The following is an 18,003-nucleotide window of genomic DNA, read 5'->3' as shown; positions in this document are numbered from 1 at the left end:
GCACTCATTTCTTGTTGGGCTCGTGACGGGTCCGGTCCTCACGGACCGGAATACCGTTGCGGCCGGACAGGTCTTGGGCGTACAGACCGGTCGCATAGGCCACACCACCGCCGTTGATGCCGAGTTCGGCGCGGTCGATGTGCTCCAAGGTGTCAGTGCTTTTGTGATAGTTGGGATCGAACGGCTGGTCCGGCGCGCCACCCCACAGCTTGGCCTCCTCTGGAGACTTCTTGTTCTCGGCGCCGGAGAACAACCCGCCGGACGGAATGCCGGCCAAGGTGAAGCCGTCGTAGTCGGACCGGCCGTCGAACGACGTGTCCTGTGGTGTCTTGCCGGCGGAGTTGAGGTAGGCCGTCAGCGAGCGCTCGATTCCGGCGGAGCCTTCGGGCACCACCGGACTGCCCCGCTTGTCGGCCGGCAATGACTGATCCCCGTCGTAGGTGAAGTAGCCCGGGTTCGGCGAGGCGAGCATGTCAAAGTTCAGGTACAGCGCAATGTCTTTGAGCGCGTCGATATTCAACGACTCGACGTACTTTCGCGATCCGATCAGCCCGAGTTCCTCGGCACCCCAGAAGCCGAATCGCACCGCGTTGTGGATCCCCGGCGCGCTGCCCAATTGCAGCGCGGTCTCGAGGACGGCGGCCACCCCGGACCCGTTGTCGTTGATGCCCGGCCCCTCGGGAACGCTGTCGAGGTGCGCTCCGGCCATCACCACATCGCTCGTCGACCCGGTCTTGGTCTGCGCGATCACGTTGCGGGCCGCGATGGTCTTGGTCTCCGCGGAGAGTTGCACCGTCGCAGGGCCCACATCGGTCCGAAGCAGTGCACCGTCGGCCTTGGTGACGCTGACGACCGGGATTTTCACGTCGGTGGCCTCGCCGAGGGTGCCGCCCATCTGCTCCTCGACGACATTGTCGGCCACAACGACCGCGACGGCGCCGCGCTGTGCGGCCGCGCCCTCCTTCTGGGCGAACGGGCAGGTGCCACGATCGACCAGCACCACGGCGCCGCTGACCGGAAGGTTGTCGTAGTCGGCGGCGTTGCAGCCCGGGCTGGCGTCGACCGGGACGGCCACCAGCGGACCGGTCACCCCGGCCGGCGGGGTGGCCGGGCTGTACTCCAGCGCCCGCGCATCGAACTTCTTGCCGGCGACGGTCACCGACCCCGGCTCGGCGTGAAACACGTGCGCGTCGAACTGCATGGTCTGTACGTCAAAACCCTTGTCCCGCAACTTGCTCACGACGTAGTCGACGCTGGCGTCGTAGCCCGGCGTGCCGACCGCGCGGGTGTTGCCATTGGCATTGGCGATGTCCTGCAGCTTCGTCAAGTGGGCCATCATCGCGTCGGCGCTGACCCGCCCGCGCAGAGCGGCGGCGAAGTCCGGACCCGATATCGGTTTCATCGAATTTGCGGAATCGGACGACGCGCACCCGCCAGTTGCCAACATCAGAGCCGCAACGGCGACCAGCGTCGGTGTTGATTTGTTAATCATCGCGGCCCAGGTTAGACGCACGCGTCGAATTGCAGCCAGCAGGAGGGCACGTCAGCCGGTCACTTCGGAGGAATTGCCGAGCCGGACATAAGCCTGGATCGTGGTACCGGCGGACGTCGTGTACGTCCGCAACAAGTCGGCGATCGCGTTCACCACGAAAAGCCCATAAGGACCGGAGCGACCCGCAGCAGGTGGTCGACGCCCCGCGAGCGGGTCGGCCCAGTAGCCCAGGTCGCGCGCCTCGCAGACCACGCATCCGCTGTCGTACCAGAACGCCATTCGGCACGCGCTCCGGGCGTGGTCGAGGCTGTTCGTCGCCAGCTCGGTGGCGACCAGCAACAGGTCGGCGACCCGGTCGGCCGGCATCCCGAGCAGCCGGGCATAGCGTTCACCACACCTGCGGGCGCCGGCCAGGTCCGCGGCTTGCACCACAGTGTGCGTCACTGCGGCCGGGCTGGTCGTCAACGGCTGGTTGCACTGATCGAGTGCGGTGTCGACCGCGTATTCCGGACAGTGTCGTCGGGATCCGCCCAGCCAGATGTCGGGATGCGTGAGGCGGACGTCGGCCAACACACTTTCATCCAGGCAAGACGCGTCGTACGGGCACAGCCCGGTGACCTCCGAATCCGCAAACGCGAGGTTGGCCAGGGCTTCATGTTGCATGCACGCCAGATACTCGGACTCAGTCCGGCCTGCCCAGGCCGGTTCGGCGATAACCCGGACATGCTGCCCCGCATGCCGTTCGACGAAAGCCAGTTGCCCCGCGAGGATGCGGCCCGGGTTGCGGCCGGCATCGGTGATGTCAGCCATCGTCACATCGGCGGCCGCGTCGCCCAATGCGCTGCGCAGCGATGCCAATTTGTCCCCGGGGACTGCGACCAAGACGGGCTCCAGCAGGTCCAACCCGTCGCCGATGAATTGCACCAGCCAGTCCACATATTCGCGGTCTGAGTAATACAGCAGCGCCGAATGGTCGTAGCCCCGGCGGTGCACGGGTGTTCTCGCTGTCATGTCGACGGATTAATCCTGCCGTGCTCGCCTGCGTAGTTGCCTGGTTAGATTTACCCAGGCCCCCAAAACCTAATCAGTCGGCGTCGGTCTGCTCCAGAATCAGATCGGCCACCGCCCGCATACCCGCGGCGTTGGGATGGAACGGCGCCGGACGCCACGGCAACGGCAACCCCGCAGCCGCCGCCCAGGGGTCGGTTGACCAGCCATGACGGTTCCGGCTGGCGTGCCCGGCGCGCACGAGCTCGCAGCCGGTGGCCTGCGCCGCCGCCGCGGTGGCCTCTTCCAGGCGCGTGCCGATGAATCGACCCAGATCGGCGTGCTCCGCCGAAAGCGGTGCGGCAGCGACGCCTTCCGCGGGCAACAGCGTGAGGTAGTCGACGAAGAGCACCCGTGCTCGGGGGGCCCGCCGGCGCACTGCGGTGCCGACGGCGCACAACGACGCACCGATCCCGTCAAGCGCCTGCTCGCGGGCGTCGCGGTCGAACAGCTCGCGCACGCGACCGGCCAGCGGGGCCAGCCGGCGAGCGAACGCGGGCAGCGACGCAGCCATCAGCAGCGGCACGTACCCGACGTCGTTGCCGCCGACCGTGATGGTCACCAGCTCCTCGGTGCCGTCCAGCGCGTCGATCTGCGGCCGGGCCCTCCGCTGTCGCTCAGCGAGCAGGTGCGCCGTGGTGGCACCGGAGAAGGTGACATCGACCAAGGCGAGGTTCAGTCGGTCCGCGACCAGATGGGCGTAGTTGCGCGCGGACCGGCCTGACCCGAACGGCGCACCCGGGGCGGCGGGCCGGATGCCGGGGCCGGCCGCCATCGAACTGCCAAGCGCCACATACCGCCGGGTCATGCATCGTCGCCGAGGGGGCTCGACGCCTGCGCCCAAAACCGCTTCGGGACCCGCCCGGCCCGCCGGGCCAGGTATCCCGCGGTGACAGCGGCGGCCATCGCAGCGGCCATCGCCGGCGGATCGGCGGCGCGGGTCACCGCGGTGGCCAACAGCACCGCGTCGCAGCCCAACTCCATCGCGAGCGCGGCGTCGCTGGCGGTGCCGATGCCGGCGTCGAGCACGACCGGAACACCGGCTTGAGCGACGATCATCTCGATGTTGTGTGGGTTGGCGATGCCCAAGCCCGTGCCGATCGGGGAACCGAGCGGCATCACCGCCGCGCAGCCAGTGTCTTCCAGACGTTTGGCCAGCACCGGATCATCGTTGGTGTATGGCAGCACGGTAAACCCGTCGTCGACCAATTGCTCTGCGGCACGGACTAATTCGATAGCGTCAGGCAGCAGTGTGCGCTCGTCGGCGATCACTTCCAGCTTGACCCATTCGGTCCCAAGCGCTTCGCGCGCGAGTTGCGCGGTCAGCACCGCTTCGGCGGCGCCGCGACAACCGGCGGTGTTGGGCAGCGGCGCAATACCCAATCGGCTCAACAGGTCGAGCATGCCGGTGCCGCCCACTGCGTCGACGCGGCGCATCGCGACGGTGGTCAGCTCGGTACCGGAGGCGACCAGTGCCTCCTCGAGGACGGCAAGGTTGGTCGCGCCTCCGGTGCCCATGATCAACCGCGACGCGAAGCTGCGCCCGGCGATGGTCAGTTTTGAATCAGCCACCCTGCACCGCCGTCACTACCTCGATATTCGCACCGTCGGAAAGCGTTGTGACCCAGTCGGATCGCGGCAGAACTGCTTGGTCAACCGCGACCGCAATGCCGCGGTCCGGGTAACCCAGCGACTCCAGCAGCGTCGCAACCGTCGTCCGGTCGTCGACCTCGTGTTGTTCAGCGTTCACGCTGACCCTCATATATGAGCTCCTACCGGAATGAGTTCGGACACAATCTGTTCGGCCGTCCACGGCGCCAACAGGAAACCGGACCGGCCGTGGCCGGCAGCGACCAGCGTCCGGGCGTCCAGGCGCCCCACCAGCGGCAGGTTGTCCGGCGTCATCGGTCGCAGTCCGGCGAGGCACTCCGCCAGTTCGTACTCGCCGAGTGCCGGCATGACGGTGCAGGCGTCATCGAGCAGATCCCGCACACCGGACACCGTCGGTGCGGTGTCGCGGCCGTGCTCGTACTGGGTAGCACCGACCACCACGCCGTCGGCGCGTGGCACCACATACACCTGGCGTCCGTGCACCCGGGCCCGAATTACCCGCTGCGGCAACGGCATACATCCTTTACGCCAGCGCAATCTGAGCACCTCACCCTTCACCGGCCGGATCGCCAGACCGGGCCACAAGGCGGGGGCGTCGATACCGTTGGCGATCACGACCGCGTCCGCCCGCACAGAATTCAGATCAGCAACCGGCCCGTCCCACTCGACGCCGAGCCGCTCGCACGCCGCCGACAGTCCGTCGATGAGGGCTCGGTTGTCGACGGCCAACTCGGTGGGCGCCCGGAAACCATGCCGAATGCCCTGCGCCAGCATCGGTTCCACGTCACGTACCGACGATTCCCAGATCACCGGGTGACCCTGCGCGGACAACCAGTCGGCAACCGTGCGCAGCTCGGCGACATCGGCGCGGTCGACGGCGACCGCCAATGACTCCCGCGCGGTGATCACCTGTTCCGGCAGGCCGTCGGTGAATCCGCCCTGCTGCCATAGCCGCAGCGAGTCCAGGCCCAGCCGCAGTAATCGCTCTTCGCCGGGCCAACCTTCGCTGTGCGGCGCCAGCATCCCGGCAGCCACCCACGACGCACCGGGTTGCCCGGAGCGATGCACCCGCACCGACCAACCCGCTTGGGCCGCGCGGCGTGCCACCGACAGCCCGATGACGCCGCCGCCGATGACGGCCAGCGATCCCGAGTCCGGTGGCATCTTCGCTCCCTTCGCCGGCATGATCCGGATCAGGTTCGACGGTAAGGGCGGCGCACCCACTCTCAGACCCCGTTCCCGGGACTCCCGTGTCGACTCACCACGGTAGTCGTTAGCGTCTCGGTGTGCACGAAAGTGATCGGCTCGCCGACGCCAGGCTGTATCTGTGCACCGATGCCCGCCGCGATCGGGGCGACCTGGCCGAATTCGCCGATGCCGCCCTTGCGGGCGGGGTTGACATCATTCAGCTGCGGGACAAGGGCTCGGTGGGTGAGCACCGGCTGGGCCCGTTGCCGGCTCGCGACGAACTGGCGGCGCTGGAGGTGCTCGCCGACGCCGCGCGCCGGCACGGTGCCCTGCTGGCCGTCAACGACCGGGCCGACGTCGCCCGCGCCGCCGGCGCAGCCGTGCTGCACCTGGGCCAGGATGACCTGCCGCTTCGGGTCGCGCGCGACATCGTCGGCGCCGGCACGGTGATCGGCCGATCGACCCACGATCGTCAGCAGGTCGGCTCGGCGATCACCGAGGACGTCGACTATTTCTGCGTCGGGCCGTGCTGGCCGACTCCCACCAAGCCCGGACGCCCGGCGCCCGGGCTGGCGCTGGTGCAGGCAGTCGCCGCGCTGGCCTGCGACAAACCCTGGTTCGCCATCGGCGGCATCGACGCGGTTCGGCTGCCGGATGTGCTGGCGGCCGGCGCGCGGCGAATCGTCGTGGTACGGGCGATCACCGCCGCCGAGGATCCGCGGGCCGCGGCCGAGCAGCTCAGCTCGGCACTTGCAGCAGCGAGCTGATCCGGGAGCTCAGCTGCGACGGCGGCTGATCCGGTTGGCCCGCCGTGCACCACACGAAGATGCCCTGCTCGATCTCGAGCGTGCGTGGCAGATCGCGCCGCAACCGGTCGTCATCGCTTAACGGCAGGGTTTCGGGTGCTGTCCGCAGTCGTTGCCAACTCGCCGCGAAGCCGGGGTGCAACGGCAGCTCGGCCACTTCGTCTTCGGCGACCCAGCGCATCTCCGCGCTCTCGTAGTTGGGCACGGTCTGCAGCAGGTCAGCCGCGTCGGCGACGACGGTGGTGTAAGTCCAGTGCGTGCCGCTCGCGACGGCGGTGATCACGGTTGCCCGCACCGACAGCAGCTGGCCGGGCAGGCCGGCCTCCTCGTGAGCTTCCCGGACCGCGGCCTGCTCGGCGCTCTCATGGCTGTCGCGGGCACCGCCCGGCAGACCCCAGGTGCCACCCTGGTGACTCCACGGCGCCCGGTGTTGCAGCAGCACCGCCGGTGTGCCGTCGGACCGCGGCGCCCTGACCAACAGGCCGGCCGCCCCGTACCGACCCCAGTAGTGATTGCCGGTGTCGGACACCACCCATCCGTCACCGTCGCCACGCACGCGTTCAGGATAAGCAGACCCGACGACGGCGCTGCGCATGTAGCGGGTGGATAACGAGTCGGCAAACCTGAGCGGGCAGTTCCCCGCATCTCAGGAAAACGCTCTTAGACTTCACTTATTGAGTTCTGACACGCACGCCCGACAGATGAGGCCCGAACAGACGTGACCGTTGAGTTGGCGCACCCGTCGACTGAGCCCCTGGGTTCGCGGTCGCCGATCGAACCGGCCCGCCCCCGCTGGTGGTTCGTCGCGACGACGCCGGGCCGCATCCTGTCCATCGGTCTGGTCTTGGCAATCCTCGGTGGGCTCAGCGCGTTCGCCACTTCGACCACCATCAACCAGCGACAGCACGCCCTGACCATGGTGTTGAGTCACACCGAGCCGCTGGCGTTCGCGGCCGGGCGGCTCTACACCACGCTGTCGGTGGCCGACGCGGCGGCCGCGACCGCATTCATCGCCCAGGCCGAGCCGCGCACCGTCCGGCAGCGCTACGAGCAGGCGATCACCGACGCGGCGGTGGCGGTGACCCGGGCATCGAGCGGTTTGACCGATGAGCCGTTGGTGCAGTTGCTCGGGCGGGTCAACGCGGAGTTGGCGGTGTACACCGGGCTGATCGAAATCGCGCGGACCAACAACCGGGCCGGCAACCCGGTCGGCTCGTCTTATTTGTCCGAGGCGTCCACGCTGATGCAGTCGAAGATCCTGCCCGATGCGGCCCGGCTCTACAGCGAAACCTCTGAGCGGGTGGACACCGAAACCACGGCGTCCACCCAGATCCCCGCTCCAGTGATCCTCGTCGTCATCGCGACGGCAGTTTTTGGCTCCTTCTCCCACCGCTGGCTGGCCCGGCACACCAATCGGCGAATCAACCCCGGTCTTGTCGCCGGTGCCCTCGCGATTCTGGTTATGGTGGTTTGGGTGGGAACCGCGCTCGCGATATCCACCGGCGGCAGCCGCAGTGCGAAAAACACTGCGGCAGAGTCACTGAAGACCATCACCAACATGTCCATCAGTGCGCAGCAGGCGCGAGCCGACGAGACCCTGTCTCTGATCCGGCGCGGGGACGAAGAGGTCCGCAAGCAATCCTTCTACGAACGCATCGACGCCATGCACAAGCAGCTCGACGAATACCTCGGTCGTCGCGACGCCGTCGACAAGAGCGATCTGCAGGGCGCCGCTCAACTGCTGGCTCAGTGGCGGCGGGCCGACGATCGAATCAACGCCTACATCTCCGTCGGCAACTATCGGGCCGCCACCCAGGTCGCTCTGGGCAGCGGCGAGAACGACTCCACCCCCGCCTTCGACAAGCTCGATCGCGCGCTGGTGAAGGCCATGGAGCAGAGTCGTCACGAATTGCGCGACGACATCCTCAACGCGCGTCGCGGACTGTCCGGGGCCACGGTCGGCGGCGTGGTGCTGAGCTTGGGCGCGGCCCTGGCCGTCGCTCTTGGATTGTGGCCGCGGCTGAGCGAGTACCGATGAGGACCCGCCCGCTCCGGATCCTGTGCGCCGCGCTGGCGATCGGCTTGGGTCTCTCGTGGCGACCCGCTGCGCGCGGCTTCGCCGCGCTGGCGATCGCCACGGTGCTGGCGGGCTGCAGCGAGTCGGGAGGGATGGTGGTGGCGCCCGCGCCGACGCTGCCGCCGCCCACGCCCGCCGGGATGCAGGAGATGCCGCCGCAGCCACCGTTGCCGCCGGACAACTCCGCCGACAACTGCAACCCCACCGCCAGCCTGCGCCCGTTCGACAACTCGGCCGACGCCGACGCCGCGGTGGCCAGTATTCGCGCCCGCGGCAGGCTGATCGTCGGCCTGGACATCGGAAGCAACCTGTTCAGCTTCCGTGACCCGATCACCGGTGAAATCGTCGGCTTCGACGTCGACATCGCCGGCGAGGTGGCACGCGACATCTTCGGTAACCCATCGCAAGTCGAGTACCGAATTCTGTCGTCCGACGAGCGCATCACCGCGCTGGAGAAATCGGAAGTCGACATCGTCGTGAAGACGATGACCATCACCTGCGATCGGCGCAAGCAAGTCAACTTCTCCACCGTCTACCTCGACGCCGCCCAGCGCATCCTGGCCCCGCGCGACTCCCCTCTCACCAAGCCGGCCGACTTGTCCGGAAAGCGGGTCTGCGTGGCCAAGGGCACCACGTCGCTGCATCGGATCCGGGAGATCTCGCCGCCGCCGATCCTGGTCGAGGTGGTGAACTGGGCCGACTGCCTGGTGACATTGCAGCAGCGCCAGGTCGACGCGGTCAGCACCGATGACTCCATTCTGGCCGGGCTGGTTTCTCAGGACCCATATCTGCACATCGTCGGACCCAATATGGGCACCCAGCCTTACGGCGTCGGGGTCAAGCTGGACAACACCGGACTGGTTCGTTTCGTCAACGGCACCCTCGAGCGCGTCCGCCGCGACGGCACCTGGAATGCGTTGTACCGCAAGTGGTTGACCGTGCTCGGGCTCGCACCGGCCCCGCCGAGCCCCAGGTACGAGGACTGATGACCGAGCACCCGGTGGACCCGGAAAGCCAGGACCCGGACGACGTCGGCCCGGGTACTCAGCCCGCCGACTCGATGGTGGACTCGTCCTCTCAGGGCCGACCGGTGGCCACCCAGGCGATCTTCCGGCCTGACTTCGACGACGACGACACGGGTCTGCACGCTGCCGACACCACGCCGCGGGAGCGGGTGAAGCCGGCGACGCGGGCCCCGGTGCGACGGCTGGGCGGTGGACTGGTCGAGATCCCGCGGGTACCCGACATCGATCCGCTCGAAGCGTTGATGCCCAATCCGGTTGTGCCGGAATCCAAACGGTTCTGCTGGAACTGTGGACGGCCGGTCGGCCGGTCCAGCAAGGACAGCAAGGCGCTGTCCGAAGGCTGGTGCCCCTTTTGCGGGAGTCCGTATTCGTTCCTGCCGCAACTGAATCCGGGTGACGTCGTCGCCGGCCAGTACGTGATCAAAGGCTGCATCGCACACGGTGGGCTGGGCTGGGTCTACCTGGCACTCGACCGCAACGTCAACGATCGCCCGGTGGTACTCAAAGGCCTGGTGCATTCCGGCGACGCCGAAGCCCAAGCGATCGCGATGGCCGAGCGGCGATTTCTCGCCGAGGTGGTGCACCCGTCGATCGTGCAGATCTTCAACTTCGTCGAGCACACCGACCAGCATGGCGAGCCCGTGGGCTACATCGTCATGGAGTATGTCGGTGGGCAGTCGCTCAAACGGCGCAAGGGCGACAAGCTGCCCGTCGCCGAGGCCATCGCCTTCGTGCTGGAAATCCTTCCGGCACTGAGCTATTTACACTCCATCGGTTTGGTCTACAACGACCTCAAACCGGAAAACCTCATGCTCACCGAAGAGCAACTCAAACTGATCGACCTGGGCGCCGTGACCCGGATCAACTCGTTCGGCTACCTCTACGGCACACCCGGTTACCAGGCGCCCGAGATCGTGCGGACCGGCCCGACAGTGGCCAGCGACATCTACACGGTCGGCCGCACGCTGGCGGCCCTGACGCTGAAATTGCGCGCCCGCTCCGGCCGCTACGTCGACGGGCTTCCCGAAGATGACCCGGTGCTCGCCAAATATGACTCGTTCGGCCGGTTGCTGCGTCGCGCAATCGATCCGGATCCGCGGCGGCGATTTGTCAGCGCCGAGGAGATGTCCGGCCAGCTCTCGGGTGTGCTCCGTGAGGTGGTCGCACAGGACACCGGTGTTCGGCGGCCAGGCTTGTCGACGATCTTCTCCCGCAGCCGCTCGACGTTCGGGGAATCGTTGCTGGTCGCTCACACCGACGTGTACTTGGACGGCCATGTGCATTCGGAAAAGTTGACCGCCAAGGAGATCGTCACCGCGCTGCAGGTACCGCTGGTCGATCCGGCCGACGTCGCTGCGCCGCTGCTCCAGGCGACCGTGCTGTCTCAGCCGGTTCAGACGCTGGATTCACTGCGCGCATTCCGCCACGGCGCAATGGATTCCGACGATATCGATTTGTCGGATTCCGTCGAGCTGCCGTTGATGGAAGTAAGGGCCTTACTGGACCTTGGCGATGTCGCAAAAGCCACCCGTAAGCTCGACGACCTCGCCGAGCGGGTCGGTTGGCGTTGGCGACTGGTCTGGTACCGCGCCGTCTCCGAACTGCTGACCGGCGACTACGATTCTGCGAGCAAGCATTTCAGCGAGGTATTGGACACCTTCCCCGGTGAATTGGCGCCCAAGATGGCCCTGGCCGCGACCGCCGAATTGGCCGGCAGCTCAGACGAACACAAGTACTACGCAGGGGTTTGGAAGACCGACGACGGGGTGATATCGGCGGCCTTCGGGCTGGCCAGGGCGCAGTCGGTCGAAGGAGATCGGGGCGGCGCGGTGCGCACGCTCGACGAAGTACCGGCGACCTCAAGGTATTTCACCACCGCACGACTCACCAGCGCGGTGACGCTGCTGTCCGGCCGGTCGGCCAGTGAAATCACCGAAGATCAGATCCGCGATGCCGCGCGGCGGGTAGAGGCCCTGCCGCCCACCGAGCCGCGGGTGCTGCAGATTCGCGCGCTGGTGCTCGGTAGTGCCCTGGATTGGCTCGGCGACCACGAGGCCAGCACCAATCACATTCTCGGCTTTCCGTTCACCGAACACGGGTTGCGGCTCGGCGTCGAGGCGTCATTGCGTGGGCTGGCCCGCGCAGCTCCTACCCAGGCGCACCGCTACAAGCTGGTCGACATGGCCAACCGGGTGCGGCCCACCAGCACGTTTTAGGGCGCTACGCACCCGTCGCAGGGTCATGGTGGGATGGTGTCCTGCGACTACCCGGATGACGATCCAGCCCAAACGTTGTAGCGCCTCCAGCCGTCGGATGTCCTTGCGGTATTGCAGCAAATCGGTTCTATGGTGTTCGCCGTCGTACTCGACGGCGACCATGCTGTCTTCCCAGCCCATGTCGAGGTAATACGTCTCCTGGCCGGCCGGCACCGGGAATCTGGGTTCGTGGTCGTGGCAAGCCGCCTTCGATGAGAAGTAACCGCAGATAGGTTTCCTGTGGCGACTGCGCACCTGCGTCGACGAGTTCAACGGCCGTCTCGAGATTTCGCAGTCCGCGCGCGCCGGCGTGACGCTCAGCGACGGACATGACACCGTCGAGCTTGAGACCCGTTGCGCGTGCGGGTGCATCAAGTCGGCTAACGGCCACGCGGTGCGGTTCGCGGCGCCCGATGTCGAAGGCCGTGCGCTCCGGTGTGGCGACCGCCAGCCCGTCGACGGAGGTGACTTCGCCGTCGAGCACCACGTCGGGGCGGGTCAGCATGCCTGATGGAGGACGATTGTTGGAATAGATGAGCTCGATGGTGACGTCGTCGTCGATCCATTTAGCGCCGTGTAACGCAGCAGCGGCCAGCCCGGCGATGGTCGCCTCGCACCGCGCCCACAGCCAGGCTGCCGCAATTCGGCGGTCGAGCGACAGCCGGCTCTGCTTCGAGAGGTAGACATTGGGGAACACAAGCCGGTTCCGCGTCCTTAGCTGATGCCGGTTGAGCGAACCATACGCCAACGCCTCACTGCCGAGGAAAGGCTCTGCCATGTCGCGCCGCACGGCTGAAGGCTCGCACGGGTAGCGCTAATCGCGTTTCCCGTTGTCCACAGGGTCTAGATCGCTCGCAGGCAGTCGCGGGCGATCGCGAGCTCTTCGTTCGTCGGAACCACCAGCACGGTGATCGGCGAGGCGTCGCTGGAAATTCGGCGGGCACCCTTGCCGGGCTGCGCGTTTCGTTGCTCATCGATTTCGATGCCCAGCCCTTTCAGACCGGTCAGGGCATCGAGGCGCACCGCGGCAGCGTTTTCTCCGACACCCGCGGTAAAACTCACGGCATCCGTTCGGCCCAGGATCGCCAGGTACGCGCCGATGTACTTGCGCAGCCGGTGGATGAACACGTCATAGGCCAATTGCGCTGAGCTGTCGCCCGATTCGATCATCTCCCGCAGCCGGCGGAAATCCCGCTCCCCGGCCAGGCCGAGTACTCCGGAGTGGTGGTTGAGCATCGACTCGATCTGGTCGACGCTCATGTCGGCCTCGCGATGCAGGTAGCTCACGATGCCCGGGTCGATGTCACCGCTGCGGGTGCCCATCACCAGGCCCTCCAACGGGGTCAATCCCATCGAGGTGTCCACCGGGTGACCGCCGGCGATCGCCGACGCAGACGCACCGTTACCCAGATGCAGCACAATCTGATTCAGCTTCTCCCACGGTTGGCCCAGGAAGTCCGCAGCCTGTTCGCTGACGTAGCGATGCGAGGTCCCATGAAATCCGTACCGCCGAATGCGAAACTTCTCTGCAAGTTCTCGGTCGATCGCGTACGTCGCAGCAGCAGCGGGCAGATTGTGGAAGAACGCGGTATCGAACACCGCGACGTGCGGCACCTCGGTCAACATCTTGCGGGCGACCTCGATGCCCTGGATGGCGGGTGGGTTGTGCAGCGGGGCCAGCACCGACAGCTCCTTGAGTTCTGTGATGACCGAGTCGTCAATGAGGGTGGGCTGGTAAAAGATTGAGCCGCCATGGACGACCCGGTGCCCGACCGCGGCGAGCCCGCAGTCCGCCAGATCGATGCCGTCGTCGGATAGCTTCTCGAATGCCACCTGCAGCGCGGCACCGTGGTCGGCGACGGGCGACGATGGCTCACCGATCTGCTCGACGGTCCCGTCCGCCAGCGACTCGCCCGAATCAGGCTCGATCAGTTGGTATTTCAGCGACGACGAGCCGGCGTTCAGCACCAGCACTGTGCTAGTCATCGCCGCCCTGCGCTTGGATGGCGGTGATCGCGACGGTGTTGACGATGTCTTCGACCAAAGCGCCGCGAGACAGGTCGTTCACCGGCTTGTTCAAGCCCTGCAGCACCGGGCCGATCGCAACAGCGCCCGCGCTACGCTGCACAGCCTTGTAAGCGTTGTTGCCGGCGTTCAGATCGGGGAAGATCAGCACGGTGGCCCGGCCGGCCACTGGTGAGTCGCGCATCTTCGTGGCCGCAACGGAGGGCTCGACCGCGGCGTCGTATTGGATCGGGCCCTCGACGAGCAGCTGCGCCGCCCGGCTGCGAACCAATTCGGTTGCCTCCCTGACCTTGTCGACGTCGGCGCCGGTGCCGGACTCGCCGGTCGAGTATGACAGCATGGCCACTCGTGGCTCGATGCCGAACTGCGCGGCGGTCTGCGCGGAGCTGATCGCGATGTCGGCAAGTTGGTCGACCGTCGGGTCCGGGACGATCGCGCAGTCTCCGTACGCCAGCACCTGATCCGGCAAGCACATCAAGAACACGCTGGATACCGTCGAGATGCCCGGCACGGTGCCGATGATCTCGAAGGCCGGGCGAACAGTGTGCGCGGTGGTGTGCGCCGCACCGGACACCATCCCGTCGACCATGCCGTTGTAAACCAGCATGGTGCCGAAATAAGACACGTCGTGCATGATCTCGCGGGCCTGTTCGACCGTCACGCCTTTTTTTGCGCGCAGCTGGGCGTACTGCTCGGCGAACTGGCCGCACAAATCGCTGGTGCGCGGATCGAATACCGCGGCATCGCCCAGGTTGACGCCGAGTTCGGCTGCGCGGGCGCGGATCTGGCTCTCGTCACCGAGAATGGTCAGGTCGGCGATGCCCCGCTGCAGCAGTCGGCCGGCCGATTTCAGGATCCGATCGTCGTCACCCTCCGGCAGCACAATGCGCTTGCGATTCGAGCGGGCCCGCTCGCGCAATTGGTAGGTGAACATCTGCGGTGTAGTCACCTTTGGGATCGGAATAGCCAACTGCGCCAACAGGTCGGCGAGATTGACATGGCTCTCGATCAGTTGCAGTGCGGTGTCGATCTTGCGCTGCGACGCGGTGGTGACGCGGCCGCGGGCGGACGCCAACGCGCTGGCCGTATCGAAGGTACCCAGTGTGGTGGCGACGATCGGCAGCCGCAACCGCAGCCCGGCCACCAGCGCCGCGACCGACCGATGCAACTCGAACCCGCCATTGAGGATGATGCACGACAACGACGGAAAGCCCTCGGCGGCATGGGCACTGGCGACGGTGAGCACCACGTCGGAACGGTCGCCCGGCGTGACCACCGCGGCGGCATCGCTCAATCGCTCCAACACGTGATCGGCCGTCATGCCGGCGACAATCACGCCCATCGCTTCACGGCTCATCAGCGCAGCGTCACCGCTGACCAATGTGCCGTTCACCGCGGCCTGCAGATCGGACACCGTCGGCGCCACCAGCAGCGGATCGTCAGGCACCGCATACGTCCTCGGCGCGAGTGGGCGCAACGCCTCGGTGATCGAACTCAATTGTGCCGGCTCGCAACGGTTGGCTACCACAGCCGCGGTATGCGCGCGCTGGGCGCTCAGCTCGGCCAGACACACCTCGACAACGTGCACAACCTGCTCGGTGCTGCGACCCTTGGCCCGCACCGCCAAGACCACCGGCGCGCCGAGGTTGACCGCGATGCGCGCGTTCACGCTCAGCTCGGCCGGGCTGGCCCCTTCCATCAGGTCGCTATGATCACTGCCGACGATGACGACCGCGTCGCACTGCGCGGCCATCGCGTGATACCGCTCGACGATGTCGTCAATGGCGGCGTCACGATCGGCGTGCAACTGCTGATAGGTCACGCCGATGCAGCATTCGTAGGGCAGGCCTGCGGTGCTGTGGGCCAGCAGCAGATCCAGGATGTAGTCGCGATCGTCTGCGGCACTCGAGCGGTTGATCGGCCGGAACACGCCGACCCGGGCCACCGTGGCGGCCAGCCGATGCAAGATCCCCAGCGCGATCGTCGACTTGCCGGTGTCTCCCTCCGGCGCCGCAATGTAGAGCCCAGAGACGTTGGGCATCGCGGTATCAGCCCAGCCGTCGCAACCGCGGCTCGAGGTCCTTCTGGAATAGCTCCAGGAAGCGGCGCTGGTCGTGACCCGGCGCGTGGAACACCAGATGGTTGAGGCCCCAGTCGACGTAGTCCTTGACCTTCGCGACGGCCTCGTCGGGGTCCGATGCCACGATCCAGCGCTTGGCGACCTGCTCGATCGGCAGCTCGTCGGCGGCCTTCTCCATCTCGAGCGGGTCGTGGATGCTGGTCTTCTGCTCAGCAGTCAGCGACAGCGGTGCCCAGAACCGGGTGTTCTCCAGTGCCAACTCAGGATCGGTGTCGTACGAAATCTTGATCTCGATCATCCGGTCGACATCGTCGGGGTTCTTGCCCGCGGCCTCGGCGCCCTCGCGCATGGCGGGAATCAGCTTGTCCTTGTACAGCTCCTCGCCCTTGCCCGACGTGCAGATGAAGCCGTCGCCGGCGCGCCCGGCGTACTTGGCCACCTGCGGGCCTCCCGCGGCGATATAGATCGGGATGCCGTCCTCGGGCACGTCGTAGATCGAGGCGCCCTTGGTGTGGTAGTACTCGCCCTCGAAGTCGACCCGGTCGCCGAGCCACAGCTCGCGCATCAGCCGCACCGATTCGCGCAGCCGCGCGTAGCGCTCCTTGAACTCCGGCCACTCCCCCTCATAACCGGTGGCGATCTCGTTGAGCGACTCCCCGCTGCCGACGCCGAGGAAGATCCGGTCCGGGTACAGGCAGCCCATGGTGGCGAAGGCCTGCGCGATGACGGCCGGGTTGTACCGGAACGTCGGCGTCAGCACCGACGTGCCCAGCTGCAGCCGCTTGGTGCGCTCGCCGACCGCGGTCATCCAGGCCAGCGAGAACGGTGCGTGGCCGCCCTCGTGGCGCCACGGCTGGAAGTGGTCGCTGACCGTTGCGCTGTCCATACCGTGTGCTTCGGCGGCGACCGCCAGCTCGACGAGTTCCCGCGGCGCGAACTGCTCCGCCGACGCCTTGTATCCAAGTTTGAGTTCAGCCACGCTGTCGTTTCTACTCCACTATCTCCCGTTGCTTAGACTCTGGGACATGGCACCGGTGCTGAACGCCGTCACCGAGACCGTCCACCTCGTCCAGGGCGGGGCGGTGAACTGGTTGCTCGTCAGCGACAACAGCGGGGTCATGCTGATCGATGCCGGATATCCGGGTGATCGCGACGACGTGCTGGCCTCGCTACGGCAACTGGGATACCAGGCCGAAGACGTCCGCGCCATCCTGCTGACGCATGCGCACATCGACCACCTGGGTTCGGCGATCTGGTTCGCCAAAACCCATGGCACCCCGGTGTATTGCCATCCCGACGAGGTCGGCCACGCCAAGCGGGAGTATCTGGAGCAGGCTTCGCCGATCGATGTCGCTATGCGGATCTGGCGTCCCCGGTGGGCGCTGTGGGGCGCTCATGTGGTGCGCAACGGCGGGCTGAGTCGCGAGGGCATCCCGACCGCGCAGCCGCTGACCGCCGAGGTGGCGGCGGGGTTGCCGGGGCACCCGATGGCCATCCCCACCCCCGGCCACACCGGCGGTCACTGCTCGTATCTGGTCGGCGGCGTCCTGGCCAGCGGCGACGCGTTGGTGACCGGGCATCCGTTGTTGTCGCACAACGGACCACAGCTGTTGCCGGCGGTGTTCAGCCACGACCAGGACGGCTGCATCCGCAGCCTGGCGGCGCTGGCGCTGCTGGATACCGAGATTCTGATACCCGGCCACGGCGGCTTGTGGCGCGGGCCGATTCGCGAGGCTGCCAAACAAGCGACCGCGTTGGCGCAGTTACCGGTCACAATTGGGTCACGACTCACGTCACAATTCTTTAAGAGACGCTGACGTTTTTTAAGAACGGAAGCCCGGCTCTTGTAGGTTACTTAGCGAAAGCCGCCTCATCTGCGACTCAGTTCACACCAGAAACCTGAAACGCACTGCCCACGAACGGTTCCGACGTGTTCGGCAAACGTCACCTCGCCTCGCCGATGCGTACCTTGGACTTTGGGTCTCGGCAACCTGTTACGTCAGTGCGACCTCAAGGAACCCAAACAATGACGAAATTCAGTGGTAAGACTGCGCGTCGGCAAGCCGCCGGCGTGTCTCTGCTCGCCGGTCTGGCCGTTGCCACGGTTGCCGCGCCGTCGGCGTGGGCTGCCCCCGATTGCAGCGCCGCCGGGGTGAGCAACACGGTCAGTTCGGTGACGGGCTCGGCCACCCAGTATCTGAACAATCACCCAGGCGCCAACGCGGTAGTGACCGCGGCGAAGAATGAGCCGCGTCCGCAGGCGGCGACGGATCTGCGCGGCTACTTCACCGAGCACCCGCAGGAGTACGTGGAGTTGCGAGGAATCCTCGCGCCGATCGGTGACACTCAGCGCCAGTGCAATACCACGGTGCTGTCGCCAGATCTGCAGTCGGCCTA

The 18,003-nt window shown here is 66.7% G+C and carries 16 protein-coding genes, 1 pseudogene and 1 riboswitch; of the genes and pseudogenes, 6 read left to right on the top strand and 11 right to left on the bottom strand.

Annotation, left to right across the window (positions count from 1 at the left end; genetic code table 11):
• Positions 1 to 4: 4 nt before the first annotated feature.
• From VGG53_RS13250 to thiO, 6 genes are all read right to left on the bottom strand, one after another.
• Complete coding sequence (locus VGG53_RS13250) at positions 5 to 1,492, bottom strand: M28 family metallopeptidase (protein WP_331518517.1); 1,488 nt, start codon at positions 1,490 to 1,492, stop codon at positions 5 to 7.
• Between the two features lie 51 nt (positions 1,493 to 1,543).
• Entirely contained in the window at positions 1,544 to 2,503 is a 960-nt protein-coding gene (locus tag VGG53_RS13245) for an anti-sigma factor RsbA family regulatory protein (RefSeq protein WP_331518516.1), read from the bottom strand.
• A gap of 73 nt (positions 2,504 to 2,576) precedes the next feature.
• The gene (locus VGG53_RS13240; RefSeq protein ID WP_331518515.1) at positions 2,577 to 3,347 is read right to left on the bottom strand and encodes an SGNH/GDSL hydrolase family protein; all 771 of its coding nucleotides are present in this window, start codon (positions 3,345 to 3,347) and stop codon (positions 2,577 to 2,579) included.
• Positions 3,344 to 4,111 (bottom strand): thiazole synthase, encoded by a 768-nt coding sequence (locus VGG53_RS13235; RefSeq protein ID WP_331518514.1) that lies wholly within the window; start codon positions 4,109 to 4,111, stop codon positions 3,344 to 3,346. Before VGG53_RS13235 ends, VGG53_RS13240 begins: the two co-directional genes overlap by 4 nt.
• Complete coding sequence (thiS, locus tag VGG53_RS13230) at positions 4,104 to 4,301, bottom strand: sulfur carrier protein ThiS (RefSeq protein ID WP_331518513.1); 198 nt, start codon at positions 4,299 to 4,301, stop codon at positions 4,104 to 4,106. The genes VGG53_RS13235 and thiS overlap by 8 nt, the downstream gene beginning before the upstream one ends.
• A complete protein-coding gene (thiO, locus tag VGG53_RS13225; RefSeq protein WP_331518512.1) occupies positions 4,298 to 5,314 on the bottom strand; it encodes a glycine oxidase ThiO in 1,017 nt (338 codons plus the stop codon). The genes thiS and thiO overlap by 4 nt, the downstream gene beginning before the upstream one ends.
• Positions 5,305 to 5,412, bottom strand: a riboswitch (TPP riboswitch). (Overlaps the previous gene by 10 nt.)
• A 24-nt stretch (positions 5,413 to 5,436) precedes the next feature.
• Here thiO and thiE point away from each other — a divergent pair.
• Positions 5,437 to 6,105 (top strand): thiamine phosphate synthase, encoded by a 669-nt coding sequence (gene thiE / locus VGG53_RS13220; protein ID WP_331518511.1) that lies wholly within the window; start codon positions 5,437 to 5,439, stop codon positions 6,103 to 6,105.
• On the opposite strand, the gene VGG53_RS13215 is transcribed toward thiE, so the two are convergent.
• A complete protein-coding gene (locus tag VGG53_RS13215) occupies positions 6,077 to 6,700 on the bottom strand; it encodes an NUDIX hydrolase (RefSeq protein ID WP_331518510.1) in 624 nt (207 codons plus the stop codon). The genes thiE and VGG53_RS13215 overlap by 29 nt on opposite strands.
• A gap of 162 nt (positions 6,701 to 6,862) precedes the next feature.
• Between VGG53_RS13215 and glnX the strand changes: the two genes are divergently transcribed.
• From glnX to VGG53_RS13200, 3 genes are read left to right on the top strand one after another with little or no spacing between them, the layout of a single operon-like run.
• Entirely contained in the window at positions 6,863 to 8,182 is a 1,320-nt protein-coding gene (gene glnX / locus VGG53_RS13210) for a protein kinase G-activating protein GlnX (RefSeq protein ID WP_331518509.1), read from the top strand.
• The gene (locus VGG53_RS13205; RefSeq protein ID WP_331518508.1) at positions 8,179 to 9,207 is read left to right on the top strand and encodes a glutamate ABC transporter substrate-binding protein; all 1,029 of its coding nucleotides are present in this window, start codon (positions 8,179 to 8,181) and stop codon (positions 9,205 to 9,207) included. Before glnX ends, VGG53_RS13205 begins: the two co-directional genes overlap by 4 nt.
• A complete protein-coding gene (locus tag VGG53_RS13200) occupies positions 9,207 to 11,462 on the top strand; it encodes a serine/threonine-protein kinase PknG (protein WP_331518507.1) in 2,256 nt (751 codons plus the stop codon). The genes VGG53_RS13205 and VGG53_RS13200 overlap by 1 nt, the downstream gene beginning before the upstream one ends.
• Here VGG53_RS13200 and VGG53_RS13195 read toward each other — a convergent pair.
• The 4 genes and pseudogenes from VGG53_RS13195 to fgd form a co-directional block, all read right to left on the bottom strand.
• Positions 11,367 to 12,279: pseudogene (locus VGG53_RS13195) on the bottom strand (endonuclease domain-containing protein). The gene VGG53_RS13200 and the pseudogene VGG53_RS13195 sit on opposite strands and share 96 nt — an antisense overlap.
• A 65-nt stretch (positions 12,280 to 12,344) precedes the next feature.
• Positions 12,345 to 13,487, bottom strand: coding sequence for an acetate kinase (locus VGG53_RS13190; protein ID WP_331518506.1), 1,143 nt, complete (start codon positions 13,485 to 13,487; stop codon positions 12,345 to 12,347).
• Complete coding sequence (gene pta / locus VGG53_RS13185) at positions 13,480 to 15,567, bottom strand: phosphate acetyltransferase (protein ID WP_331518505.1); 2,088 nt, start codon at positions 15,565 to 15,567, stop codon at positions 13,480 to 13,482. Before pta ends, VGG53_RS13190 begins: the two co-directional genes overlap by 8 nt.
• A 7-nt stretch (positions 15,568 to 15,574) precedes the next feature.
• Positions 15,575 to 16,585 (bottom strand): glucose-6-phosphate dehydrogenase (coenzyme-F420), encoded by a 1,011-nt coding sequence (gene fgd, locus VGG53_RS13180; protein WP_331518504.1) that lies wholly within the window; start codon positions 16,583 to 16,585, stop codon positions 15,575 to 15,577.
• Between the two features lie 46 nt (positions 16,586 to 16,631).
• On the opposite strand from fgd, the gene VGG53_RS13175 reads away from it, so the two are divergent.
• On the top strand, positions 16,632 to 17,423 hold the full coding sequence (locus VGG53_RS13175) for an MBL fold metallo-hydrolase (RefSeq protein ID WP_331518503.1): 792 nt from the start codon (positions 16,632 to 16,634) through the stop codon (positions 17,421 to 17,423).
• Positions 17,424 to 17,632: 209 nt separating this feature from the next.
• Positions 17,633 to 18,003: heme-binding protein (locus tag VGG53_RS13170; protein WP_331518502.1), on the top strand; the 371-nt coding region annotated here is incomplete at its 3' end.

It is taken from the genome of Mycobacterium sp., assembly GCF_036490025.1.
Classification (GTDB): domain Bacteria; phylum Actinomycetota; class Actinomycetes; order Mycobacteriales; family Mycobacteriaceae; genus Mycobacterium.
The sequence above is the reverse complement of the archived record's forward strand: the minus strand, read 5'-3'. Positions and strand labels throughout refer to the sequence as shown.